Source organism: Sporocytophaga myxococcoides DSM 11118, from assembly GCF_000426725.1.
GTDB lineage: Bacteria > Bacteroidota > Bacteroidia > Cytophagales > Cytophagaceae > Sporocytophaga > Sporocytophaga myxococcoides.
The window spans coordinates 487,516-499,589 of the sequence record NZ_AUFX01000003.1; the positions used below are offsets into that span (position 1 = coordinate 487,516).

10 protein-coding genes are annotated in these 12,074 nt (G+C 34.7%); 6 read left to right on the forward strand and 4 right to left on the reverse strand.

The annotated features are described in order from the left end of the window. Nucleotides 1-62 precede the first annotated feature (62 nt). Complete coding sequence (locus K350_RS0101685; RefSeq protein WP_051312760.1) at nt 63-2,288, forward strand: T9SS type B sorting domain-containing protein; 2,226 nt, start codon at nt 63-65, stop codon at nt 2,286-2,288. Here the strand turns inward: K350_RS0101685 and K350_RS0101690 are convergent. From K350_RS0101690 to K350_RS0101700, 3 genes are all read right to left on the reverse strand, one after another. Beyond that, nucleotides 2,278-3,960: a sensor histidine kinase gene (locus K350_RS0101690; protein WP_051312761.1), complete on the reverse strand. Its 1,683-nt coding sequence runs from the start codon at nt 3,958-3,960 to the stop codon at nt 2,278-2,280. The two genes, K350_RS0101685 and K350_RS0101690, sit on opposite strands and share 11 nt — an antisense overlap. Next, nucleotides 3,935-4,840: a hypothetical protein gene (locus K350_RS0101695; RefSeq protein ID WP_156026823.1), complete on the reverse strand. Its 906-nt coding sequence runs from the start codon at nt 4,838-4,840 to the stop codon at nt 3,935-3,937. The genes K350_RS0101690 and K350_RS0101695 overlap by 26 nt, the downstream gene beginning before the upstream one ends. 210 nt (nt 4,841-5,050) lie before the next feature. Beyond that, entirely contained in the window at nt 5,051-6,961 is a 1,911-nt protein-coding gene (locus tag K350_RS0101700; protein ID WP_028978440.1) for an OmpA family protein, read from the reverse strand. Between the two features lie 126 nt (nt 6,962-7,087). Between K350_RS0101700 and K350_RS0101705 the strand changes: the two genes are divergently transcribed. The 4 genes from K350_RS0101705 (at nt 7,088) to efp (ending at nt 10,956) form a co-directional block, all read left to right on the forward strand. Further along, on the forward strand, nt 7,088-9,073 hold the full coding sequence (locus tag K350_RS0101705; RefSeq protein ID WP_028978441.1) for a monovalent cation:proton antiporter family protein: 1,986 nt from the start codon (nt 7,088-7,090) through the stop codon (nt 9,071-9,073). A gap of 60 nt (nt 9,074-9,133) precedes the next feature. Continuing rightward, the gene (locus tag K350_RS0101710) at nt 9,134-10,105 is read left to right on the forward strand and encodes a ligand-gated ion channel (RefSeq protein WP_028978442.1); all 972 of its coding nucleotides are present in this window, start codon (nt 9,134-9,136) and stop codon (nt 10,103-10,105) included. Nucleotides 10,106-10,173: 68 nt separating this feature from the next. Beyond that, nucleotides 10,174-10,311, forward strand: coding sequence for a hypothetical protein (locus K350_RS32200; RefSeq protein WP_156026825.1), 138 nt, complete (start codon nt 10,174-10,176; stop codon nt 10,309-10,311). An 81-nt stretch (nt 10,312-10,392) separates the two neighbouring features. Then, entirely contained in the window at nt 10,393-10,956 is a 564-nt protein-coding gene (efp, locus tag K350_RS0101720) for an elongation factor P (protein WP_028978443.1), read from the forward strand. Nucleotides 10,957-11,197: 241 nt separating this feature from the next. On the opposite strand, the gene K350_RS0101725 is transcribed toward efp, so the two are convergent. Beyond that, entirely contained in the window at nt 11,198-11,593 is a 396-nt protein-coding gene (locus K350_RS0101725; RefSeq protein WP_028978444.1) for a PH domain-containing protein, read from the reverse strand. A gap of 194 nt (nt 11,594-11,787) precedes the next feature. Between K350_RS0101725 and K350_RS0101730 the strand changes: the two genes are divergently transcribed. Further along, nucleotides 11,788-12,066: a hypothetical protein gene (locus tag K350_RS0101730; protein ID WP_028978445.1), complete on the forward strand. Its 279-nt coding sequence runs from the start codon at nt 11,788-11,790 to the stop codon at nt 12,064-12,066. Nucleotides 12,067-12,074: the final 8 nt, after the last annotated feature.

Genomic DNA, 12,074 nt, shown 5'->3' on the forward strand with positions numbered 1-12,074 from the left:
ACTTAAATTCATTAAACCCGAAAATTATCATAATTTAGTTTTCGGGTTTTGTTTTTGTTATTGTGAAAAAGATCATTTTCATTTTATTTCTATATTTATTTCATTTATCATCAGGATTAAAAGCTCAGACTGACAAAGAGTTTTGGTTTGCTGCACCTCAGGTTTCTTACAAACATGGTAATAAGCCTGTCTACCTCAGATTTGCTTCATTTGAGAATCCAACGAAGATAGAGATCTCTATTCCTGCAAATAATGCTTTTAAACCAATAGTACTCTCATTAAATGCTTTTTCCTCAAAATCTATAGACCTTTCAGCTTATCTTGGATTATTAGAATGTACGCCGGATCAAAGCATCTTAAATAAAGGACTTCATATTTTGTCGACTGAAATTATTACTGCCTACTATGAAATAATGGGAAGTAATAATGGAAATGTTGTGAATTCAGATATTTTTACACTTAAGGGGAATTATGGTTTAGGCACACATTTTATAACACCATTTCAGACTTATTGGGATAATGAAAGCACTGTTGACGGTTGGTCGTCAATTGATATTGTCTCAACTGAAGATAGCACCAAAATATCTGTAACACTGACGAAAGATGCATTTGGTCATGAAGCAAATACTCCATTCACAATTACACTAAACAAAGGACAATGCTACTCTATAAAAGCCGCTTCACGACTAGGGTCTATGCATATGGCAGGCTCTGAGATAATCTCTGACAGGCCAATAGCTGTAACACTAAAAGACGACTCTATTGAAGAAGGTGTTTCTTATGACCTTGCCGGAGACCAGATCGTTTCAGTGGATAAAACAGGAAAAGAATATGTTATTGTCAAAGGTAGCGGCGACTATTCTACTGACAGAGCCTACATTACTGCTACAGAGGATAACACCAATATATATGGATCAGATAGTCTCCTAGCAACTCTTAATAAAAGAGAAACCTTAGAATTTCAGTTGACGGATTCTGCTGCTTATATAAAATCAGATAAGCCCGTTTATGTATTTCACATAACCGCTTTTGAACAGGAACTCGCTGGAGCTTTGCTCCCATCATTAAAGTGTTCCGGATCTAAAAGAATTGTATTTACAAGGACGAACGATGAAAGGTTTGTACTGAATTTGGTTACAAGAAAAGGAAATGAAGACTCATTTAAATTAAACGGTAAAAACTGGATAAAAGGAAGTGATTTTAAGCCGGTAACAGGAACAGACAGTACTTGGTTATATTATTCCGGAGATGTGGACATTAACACTGTTCCACCCGATCTTCCCGCATATATCGAAAATCTGAAAGGTGATTTTCATCTTGCAACATTAAATGGAACAGAAACAGGAACCGGATTTCGCTATGGATATTTTTCCGATTATGGCTTCCTGGAACTTGGCGCAGATAAAATAATGTGTCCTGGTACCCTGATATCGCTGGACGGTGGATATGGGAATAGTCAGTTTAACTGGACATTTAATAATAATCCATTAAGCGATAAACAAAGGATAGTTATTGCTGATTCCGGAACATATAAGGTAGAAGTAACCAAAGGTCTGGATTGCAAAATGAAGGATTCTATAGATATTAAGTTCTTTCCCGAAATAACATCATTGATCTTACCTGAAGATACTTCCTATTGCCTCAATTCAAAGATCACGGTCTCTACCTTAAATACCTTCTCCTCTTACACATGGCAGGATAATAGCACCGGCGATACTTTAAGTGTGCCAAGTCCCGGCATTTATTGGGTTGAAGTGACGAATGAATTTGGATGTAAAAAAATTGATTCGATAAATGTCTCAGGTCTTACAATACCTGAAGTAAAAATCTTCCCTCCTATTGATGAATTAAATTTCTGTAAACAAGACAGTATTACCCTATCTGCATCAAATGCCTTTGCGAACTATTTTTGGAATACAGGAGACACTCTATCAACAATCATCACAACTCACAATGAAGAAGATAAATACTGGTTGCATGTAACGGGATATAATGGATGCCGCAATGCTGATACTCTTATATTAGATTGCTCTCCATATATTCAAAATCCACCAAACCTAATCACTCCAAACGGAGATGACAAAAATGAATACTTCAAAATTGGTGACCTGAAAAAAGGAAAATGGGACCTGGAGATATATAACAGATGGGGAAGCAGAGTGTATTACAAAAAAGGGTATTTCAATGAGTTTAACGGAGATAATCTCGAAGATGGGATATATTACTATTTCCTGAGACAAGTTGAAAATAAACGTATGCTAAAAGGCTGGCTTGAGATTATAAGGTAATTTCCTTTCTTAAGGGCAATTGAATTGAAAAAGTTGTTCCAATATTTACAGTACTATTAAGAGTAATTTTGCCACCTGCATTTTCTACAATTCGCTTTACAATGTAAAGCCCTACGCCTGTACCATCAACATGTGTATGTACCCTTTTAAACATCCCAAATACTTTGTCAATCTGCTTGGCTTCTATTCCTAGTCCATTATCAGATACAGATAATATTAAGACATCATTAATTACTTCACTGGTCACATCAATTTCTGGCCTTCTCAATGGAGATCTATATTTAATAGCATTAGTAATCAAATTTGTAATTAAACTTCTAAGGTTCTTTCTTGAGAAACTTACTTGAGTAGATTTCAGATTTATGTTTATTTGAGTTTTAGCGGCAATAATAGTATCATGGTAGACAAGGAGTACTTCATCCAGCAGTTGTCTGATATCTACCAGGTCGACGTCTTCTTCTGTATCCTTTTGAATTTTGCTGATATCGGAAAGCTCACTTATTGTAGTTTTAAATCTTAGGATAGAGTTTTTCATCATATTAAGATATAAATCAAACTCCTGAGGGTAGCTATTGCTCTGCAGTTCATGGGATAATGAGTTAACAAGGCCCTCCAGATTAGATATAGGTGCTTTTAAATCATGAGATGCTGTATAGACAAAATTATCCAGGTCGGTATTGATTCTTTTAAGTTCCTTGTTCGTCCTTTCCAGTTCCTTTCTGTATAATTTTTCATCGTTTACATCAGTACAAGTTCCAAACCACTTCACGACCTTTCCAAAAGGATCTTTCAATGGGTTGGCTTCTATCAAATGCCATCGGTATTCTTCTGAAGCTTTATCTTTCAACCTACCTGAACATCTGAAAACTGTACCTTCTTGTAAAGCCAGTCTCCAGAAAGATGATACTTCTTCAAGATCTTCAGGATGGGTAATTTCAAACAATCCCCTCTGAAAAGATCGCTTGGAATCAAGACCACTGTACTCGTACCAATTAAGATTAAAATAATCAAACTCTCCCCTTTCATTGACAGTAAAGACCAATTGAGAAATTGAATCAGTCATGAATTTAAACTGAAGAATACTGGCTTCTAGTTCTTCAGTTCTATACTTAACTCTTTCTTCCAGTTCAGAATTGATTTTTCTTAAAACCTCATCAGCCTTTAATAGTTCTTCATTGCTTTCCTTTAGCTTTTCATTGGAACTCTTTAGTTCAGAATGTAATCTTCTCCAGTCGTAAGCAGAAGGTATCTGAAGAATCTGCGGAGTTTTTTTTATCAGAATTACTGCAGTAGCAATAGAAGCAATAGCAGTGATAATTTTTAGAACAGCATCGAATCTATAAACAGGATACCAGATTGTAATAACTGATACTAAATGAGTAGCTCCACAGCCAAGAATAAAGAATGCGAATAAAAGCATTAACCTTCCATATACAAAGTCTCTTCTTAATCTAAATATATTATAAAGACTGAATGGTATTGAAAAATAAGCTAAAGCAATTACAACATCTGCAATAGCATGAGACCAAAGGATTTCGGGCTTCCAAAAATAGCAGTGCCCATGGGGCATAAAGTCCCCCTCAAATATTTTCTTCAGAAACTCAAGCATAGCTTTAAAAAGAACAGGTGTTTCACCTGTGATAAAATTATTTCTTGTAGAGAGAAATAGCAAGATTTAAAGTAAAATACGAAGCCTTAAAATCATTTATATTCTTGCCCGTAGTTAGATTTATATGTTCAACTCCAGTCTTTGTAAAGACTGAGCCATTGCCGGAATTATCCAGAAAAGCCTGATCCGTGGTGTTAATTTGAGTTTTTGTCAATGGGAAATAATACCTGATATCCACCATTACGTCACGACCGTATCTACCAAAGTTTCTTCCCAAACCTACAAATACCTGAGCCCCAAAATTTTTAAAATTATCTGCCTTTGCTTTGTATGTATGTTTTTCCAGATCATTATTTTCAAGGCTCCATCCGACATACCTGTCCGTTACAACAGTTTCCTTATCAATTATTTTCGGATTAAAATTAATATTCAGGGCTAAACCACCAATAGCATAATATTTTTTTACTTCAGTGAATTGATATCTCACATAAAGGGGGATATTAACAGATGGGTATCTGATATATAAGTCAGATGTTATTCTTTGTTTTTTACCAGTACCAAGTGAATCGAAATCATCAAAATATTTATTTATATAATACTTTGTACCCACATACTGAAAATTGAGCTCAGCTCCTAAAAAGAGATTATAACTTGCTTTATATTCTGCATACCCTCCTATTCCACCTGTGAAGCGAAATTTGGATTCAGAATAAAAATTCCAATATCCTTCTTGCGATCCGACTGCACCTATTGCTTCTTTAAGTTTTTTAGAATTTACCCTTGAAAAACCAAGATTCCCTTTAGCTCCAAAAGTAAGTTTCTGAGCATTAACATTTAATGCGCTCAGGACTAAACAACTTAATATGGTTAATGAAAAAATCTTCACGTTTATTAAAAATTGATTCTTAGATACAAACGTAAAGGCAGTTATTAGGTTAGGCATTTTTTCCATCATTTATAACCTTATGATCTTAGTATTATTCAGGGGATTCCCTTTATTAACATTACAGAATACAATAAAGGCGGCCGATTAAATTAATATTAAACTTCAGGAGACTTCATAAACTCTGTTTCAAAAAAACAATGATCCCTTTAAATTGTTTCGGGTGTAAGGAATACTTATAAAGAAAAAGCCCCAATAATGGGGCTATCTTTATTCAATAATTTCAGCTTCTGTCCTTCTGTTTAATTGTTTATTTTCAGGAGTATCGTTAGGGGCAATTGGCTGTTCTTTACCAAAACCCTTAAATGCAAGCTGTTCTTTAGGAACTCCCTTTGATATCAGATAATCATAAACACTTTTAGCGCGACTTTCTGATAGTTTTAGGTTATGATCATCATTTCCATCATTATCAGTGTATCCACCAATCTGGATCTTAACAGTCTGATTTACTTTTAACATTTCCATTAATCTGTCCAGTTCAGGCATAGATTCATTTCTTAATGTTGCTTTGTTCACATCAAAAAATACATTTCGCAATACCATTTTTTTACCCTTTTTAACTCCTTCCAAACAAATAGAGTCATTGATTTCAAGGTATTCATTCAATGATGGAATGTCTATATTTTTTGAATAAAATAAATAACCTTGTGCTTCAACAGATACTCCATAGTTTTTACCTGCGGGTAATACTACAGTATACTTACCGCTACTGCTATTAGAGTTATAAGCTCCAAGGATTTTCTGAGTAGTTAGATCGGTAACTACAATAGTTGCTGCTACTGGTGTTTTGTTTTCACAACTCTTTATCATTCCTTTAAATACAACCAGAGAAGCATTGGCATCTCTTTCCAGCATGTAGATGTCTTTCTTTCCAAATCCACCTTCTCTCTCAGAACTAAAGTAAGCTCTCTTATTGTCTGCAGACCAAACGAAAAATACATCATCCGCAGCGGTATTAATTGGATATCCAACATTTACAGGATCAGTAAGTACTTCACCTGTTTCTGTATTGATGGTAACAGAAAATATATCAAAGCCTCCCATTGAGTTATGACCTTTGGAGCTGAAGTAGAGCGTCTTTCCATCTGCATGAATAAATGGACTCTCTTCATCAAGCACTGTATTTATCTTAGGACCCAGAAGTATAGGCTTTCCCCAATCTCCGTTTATCTGTCTCTTGGTCATATAGATATCCGTTCCCCCAACTCCTTTTCTTGTGCTGGTGAAAAACAAAGTTTTCTCATCAGATGAGATACTTGCACTCGTCTCCCAAAAAGATGAATTAATATGATTACCTAATGTTTTAGGGCTCTTCCATTCACTACCATTCAATTCACTCGCAAACAAATCTCCGCCATTATCAACCTTATAGATAAAGAGATCCTGACCGTCAGGAGAGATACCAACACAAGCATCATGTGTAGGTGTATTAATACCGTTCCCTAAAGGAACTGCAGTTCCCCATTCATTGTCTTTTTTATGAGAAATGTAGATATCTTCATAATACTGGTTATCCTGCGGATCCTTTAAGCCACCTGTTGAATTATCTCTTCTTGATGTGAATACAAGCACTGTCTCATCAGCAGACACAGCAGGTACATAATCTGAATACTTTGAATTGATGCCGGGACCAAGATTAGTTATTTTAACTTTTTGAGGAGATTTTACAAACTCTAATCCATTCTTACAGAAAGTTATTTTCTGATTTACCAGATTTAATCTCTCTTTATCTTTAGGCTTGAGAGTTGCTTTATAACTTTCATAGGCACTGATAGCCTCTTCAAGCTTGTGGGATAAATGGTAGCTACCTCCCAAATAAAAATTCAGATCTCCAGCTTTAGCTCCACCATTTCTAGCCTTTTCAAGATAGGGTAATGCTTTTATTTCTTCTTTTAAATTAAAGTAAACAAGACCTGTTTTATAAGCAATTTCAGGATCATCGGGCTTCAAAGACGATAATTTTAACACTGGCTCTAAGGCATCTTCATATTCTTCTTCTTTGATCAGTTCATCAGCCTGGCTCAGAACCTTCGCTAAATCCTTATCCTGCGCATTAGCATTAAAAGTGGATTGAAGTGAAAGAAAAAAAAGCAGGCAATAAATACTTGAAATTCTTTTCATTTAGACATTAATTTTAGTATGTTACTTGGCTTTTGAGAAAAGCAATAAGGAAAAACACTAGAGTATATTTCTTATTTAGCTTTAGGCTCATACGCATTTCAAATAAAATAGGTTAAATAACGAGTAATGACCCCTCTTTTTCAGGACATTGTAGTAATATTAGGTATTGCAGTAATAGTTACACTTCTATTTGAGAAGTTGAAATTTCCAACAATTATTGGTTTTCTTTTAACAGGTACCATTGCGGGTCCTCATGGGTTAAGTTTAATTACCGCTTCACATGAAGTTGAGTTGTTAGCGGAAGTCGGTGTAATTCTTCTGCTATTTATAATAGGTATTGAATTTTCATTAGGAGATCTTGCCAAGATAAAAAAATCAGTATTACTCGGAGGCGCCTCTCAGGTCTTTCTCACTATAGCAGCAGTGGTTGCTATACTTGCTTCTTGTTACTGGGAAACAGGTCATTCTATTTTTGCAGGATGTCTGCTGGCTTTGAGTAGTACTGCAATAGTATTAAAACTTCTTCAGGAAAAAGGAGAAGTAAATAGTCCTCACGGAAAAACCATTTTGGGAATTTTGATTTTTCAGGATATCATAGTAGTCCCGATGATGTTATCAGTGCCATTTCTATCGGGAAAGCAACCAGTTACGTTTCTTCCTTTTGTACTCCTTACTTTAAAAGTGGTACTCATCATAATATTCGTTCTTGTAGCTGCCAGATATATTGTTCCCAACCTGTTATATCAAATAGCAAAAACAAAAAACAAAGAGTTATTCATACTCTCTATAGTCGTTATCTGCTTTTCGGTCGCCTGGCTTACATCTTCTATTGGCTTATCATTGGCGCTTGGTGCATTTATGGCTGGACTTATCATTTCAGAATCAGAATACAGTCATCAGGCATTGGGAAATATTCTACCATTCAGAGAGATCTTCGCAAGTTTTTTCTTTGTATCTATCGGAATGCTTCTCGATGTGAGGTTTGTGATAGAACATATATTTTACATCCTATCATTAACTTTTATTGTTATAGCGCTTAAATTCATTATCTCTGCCTTCTCAGGACGATTGTTAAAAATGCCTATAAGAAGTTCTATCCTTGTGGGACTAGGACTTGCACAAGTAGGAGAATTTGCTTTCATACTATCTAATGTAGGTGTTTCCAATGGATTGTTAAGCACTGATTATTATCAGTATTTTCTGGCTATATCCATTCTTACAATGTCTATCTCTCCATTCATCATAAAGTCAGGAAATGAAATATCCCTCTGGGTACAAAGATTCTTACTACCCAACAACATTTCAGACCGGTACACGGGAATGAAAGATTATCTATCAAAGAAAAAAATTGACCATTTTGAAGATCATCTGATCATTATAGGCTATGGATTAAATGGGAAGAACGTTGCTAAAGCGGCTAAAGCAGCAAGTATCCCATATGTTATACTTGAACTTAATGCCGATACCGTAAAAAAAGAAAAGCAAAAGGGTGAACATATATTATTCGGAGATGCTGTTCATGCTCCTGTGCTGGAGCATTTGAATATTCATAAAGCCAGAGTTGCAGTCATTGCAGTATCAGATCCTGTAGCTACAAAACAGATTGTAGTTAATATCAGAAACACAAGCAAAAATATTCACCTTATTGTTCGTACCAGATTTATTCAGGACACAGAGCTTCTATTCAGTCTTGGAGCCAATGAAGTGATCCCAGAGGAGTTTGAGACCTCTATAGAAATATTTACTAGAGTATTAACATCTTACCTTGTGCCTAGGCAGGAGATCGAAGAGTTTATTCAGGAAATCAGAGAAGACAACTATGAAATGCTTAGACTATTACCAGGATCAACAGCAAGAAAAAATTTTTCACTAGCTATACCAGACATAGAAATAGCCGCTATTTCGGTTCAGAATGAAACATTCGAAATCGTAAATAAAAAAATTGCAGATTCAGGAATAAGAAAAAAATTCGGAATAACGATTATCGCGATCAAAAGAAAAACTCAATTGATTACTTCAATAGGTCCGGATGAGCAAATTTATGTATATGATACAATTTATATATTGGGAAAACCTGAGGACATATATAGATTCAGTAAAAAATTAAAATAATAAGGTAACTCATTTTTTCATTCAGTAATTCTTACTAATTTTCTATGAGATAACAAGCTCATGCAAAGACTTCTATTTGTTTTATTATTCCTTTTTACATTTTCATTTAAATCTGCTTATTCTATCTCACTGAAGAAGGAAGGAGCTGCGGATACCGTTCATATAGGTGCTTACGTGCTGAGTCTTCACGATATAAATTTTAAAGATAAAGAATATACTATGCGACTATGGCTCTGGATGCTGTATAATAATCCAGAGTTTGATTTCACTACTCAAGTGGAGGTACCTAATGCTAAAAATATTGAAAAACCGGATGTAATGGTTGACACTATTGATGGGAAAATATGGGTACTAATGAAAATGAAATGTGTTATGAAACAAAACTGGAAAGTGCATGACTACCCATTTGACAGGCAACACATTAAAGTTCATATAGAAAACACCATGTTTGATGCCAGCAACCTTGTGTTTGTGCCGGATACACTCGGAAGTAAATTTGATAAGGACTTTGCTATAGATGGCTGGAACATATCCAATTTCAAAGTTAGCTCAGGTGTAAATGAATATTCTACGGCATTCGGTGATATAACCCTGGATAAACAGCACTCAGAATATGGAGCATTCTTTATAACACTAGATTTGGAAAGAAATGCATGGGGCTTGTTTTTCAAGTTATTTCTAGGAATGTACATAGCATTTTTCATTGCATCAATAAGTTTTGTAATAGATCCAGAAGATATAGATCCAAAGTTCGGACTTCCTGTGGGTGGACTATTTGCGTCAGTCGGCAATAAATATATTATAGATTCAATACTTCCCGAAACTACATCTTTCACTCTTGTAGATTCACTCCATTCACTAACATTCCTTTTTATACTTTTCATCATTGCTGCAAATGCCTATTCTTTAATTCTTGACAGAAGAGGAAGAAGAAATAATGCCCGCAGTTTTAATAAAACAGCTGGTAAGGTCATTTTAACTACTTATTTCTTTGTAAATATCTTCATGGTTATTCTTGCCATTTATAAATAATCTGGAAAAGGTGGAATGATTTTCCTCCAGATTACGTTTGTAGAACTTCAACGTATAGTCTCAAACATATGAAATTACTGGATTTACTGGTATTAAGCTTTATCCTTGGAGTAACCTTTTCCATCGGATATGTTTTTACCACTGCTTCAATGATTCTTTTATACTCATTCATTTATGCTTCAATAGACAGTATCAATTTTGACTGACAATGATTAAAAAAGGATTCTTTAAAGTTTTATTTGTTTTTTAAGTAATACTTCCGTTAAATTTGAGCCAAATTTCTATTTATGGCTAATACTTCCGACATTTCAAAAGGGTGTTTTTTAAGATTTAACAATGAATTAGTGCAGGTTTTGGAATACGAGCACCGTACTCCTGGAAACTTACGTGCATTTTATCAGGTAAAAATGAGAAACATTAAAACTGGTAAACTTGTAGAACACAGGTTTCGTGCCGGGGAAGATGTTGAACTTGTAAGAGTTGATGTAAATGATTATTCCTACCTGTATGATGAGGGCCCTAGCCTGGTTCTTATGGACAGTGTAACATATGAACAAATCTCTGTAGACAAACTACTTTTTGGAGACAGCCTTAAATTTCTTAAGGAAGGAATGGTAATTAAAGTTTCTTTTGATGGCGATACTCCTATTTATGCAGAGCCTCCTACTTCTGTGGAGCTTGAAGTTACCTATACCGAACCAGGTATAAGAGGCGATACTGCAACTAAAACATTAAAACCTGCGACTCTTGAGACTGGTGCTGAAATCAGAGTACCTTTATTTATAGAGATAGGTGAAAAAATTAAAGTAGATACCCGTACAGGTGACTACATGGAACGAGTAAAAAGTTAATATTCCGATTTAATAATGAAAAAGGGCCGTTGAAAACGTCCCTTTTTTTTTGCCCTTTGGGACAATTACTTTCTAGTTAGCACTTACTAACCAAAGATCAAAACCATAAGCAGAAAAGTGATAATGAAAGATAAATACATTATCGCATCTACCACATAGTATTTTTTATATTTTTTAATTAACTCAAGCAGGCTTTTCATGCTTCAAATTATATACTTTTTTCTCAACAGGACAATTTTTTTCAGGAATTTTCACGAATAAGCAAATTTATAAGCTCCACCATTTCTGCTGCTCTTTCGGGGTCACAGCCTTTTAGCCTGATTTCTTTTTTACTTTTTGTATGAACAATTAATTCAACTGAAATAAACATGCTTTTCGTAACTTCAATCCCTATGATATCGTCATAAATAAGCTGCTCCAATACTGGCTGATGATGTTTATTTACCCCAACATAAAAAACTCTGGTATCTGTGGCAATTGCCACCCCAAGAGTGTTAGATATTGCACCTTCTACAACATTTAAAATGGTCTCATCAGGCCGGAGGCTTTTAGCCAGGTCATTAAATGCAATTTTTCCCAGATTGGGCTGATAGCCTATTTCTGAAAATCTGGTATTGATATTGACAATCGTCTGCATAAAAAAGTTATGAGTTACACGTAAAAATACGATGACCACATTCCCTGAGTTTTGCCATTTCGGCCAATGTGGACAAATTTCTTCTAGCTATAAAAAGACTTTCTTTAAATATCAATAATTTAAGCTAATTCAATTCGTTTTAATTTGTCTGGTCCGAAACTTCTTTTTCGATTAATTTTACCAAAAGTACCGATATGAATGCTATTATAAATTTTGATCTTATAAAAAATGAGGCTCCAACTGCCTGGAAAGATTTTGAAGGGTTTTACTCCCAAAATTTCAATAAGTTGCATTTTTTGAGCGGAATTTCCTTTGAAATACTTCCTTTCGAAATGCAATTGGGTATTATGTTAAAATACTTTACTGAAAACGCTGTGGAAGTAGATATTTGCAATAATGATTTTGATACTCTTCCTGAAACATTTTCTGATACATTCCGGACTTATGAAAAAGTAATTGCTCATTATTCTTAGTTATGCAT

Bases quoted from the DNA above. Each gene is read 5' to 3' on its own strand.
- K350_RS0101695 (WP_156026823.1), bottom strand. From the start codon at position 4,840: ATGCCTAACCTAATAACTGCCTTTACGTTTGTATCTAAGAATCAATTT.
- K350_RS0101700 (WP_028978440.1), bottom strand. From the start codon at position 6,961: ATGAAAAGAATTTCAAGTATTTATTGCCTGCTTTTTTTTCTTTCACTT.
- K350_RS0101705 (WP_028978441.1), top strand. From the start codon at position 7,088: ATGACCCCTCTTTTTCAGGACATTGTAGTAATATTAGGTATTGCAGTA.
- K350_RS0101710 (WP_028978442.1), top strand. From the start codon at position 9,134: ATGCAAAGACTTCTATTTGTTTTATTATTCCTTTTTACATTTTCATTT.
- K350_RS32200 (WP_156026825.1), top strand. From the start codon at position 10,174: ATGAAATTACTGGATTTACTGGTATTAAGCTTTATCCTTGGAGTAACC.
- efp (WP_028978443.1), top strand. From the start codon at position 10,393: ATGGCTAATACTTCCGACATTTCAAAAGGGTGTTTTTTAAGATTTAAC.
- K350_RS0101725 (WP_028978444.1), bottom strand. From the start codon at position 11,593: ATGCAGACGATTGTCAATATCAATACCAGATTTTCAGAAATAGGCTAT.
- K350_RS0101730 (WP_028978445.1), top strand. From the start codon at position 11,788: ATGAATGCTATTATAAATTTTGATCTTATAAAAAATGAGGCTCCAACT.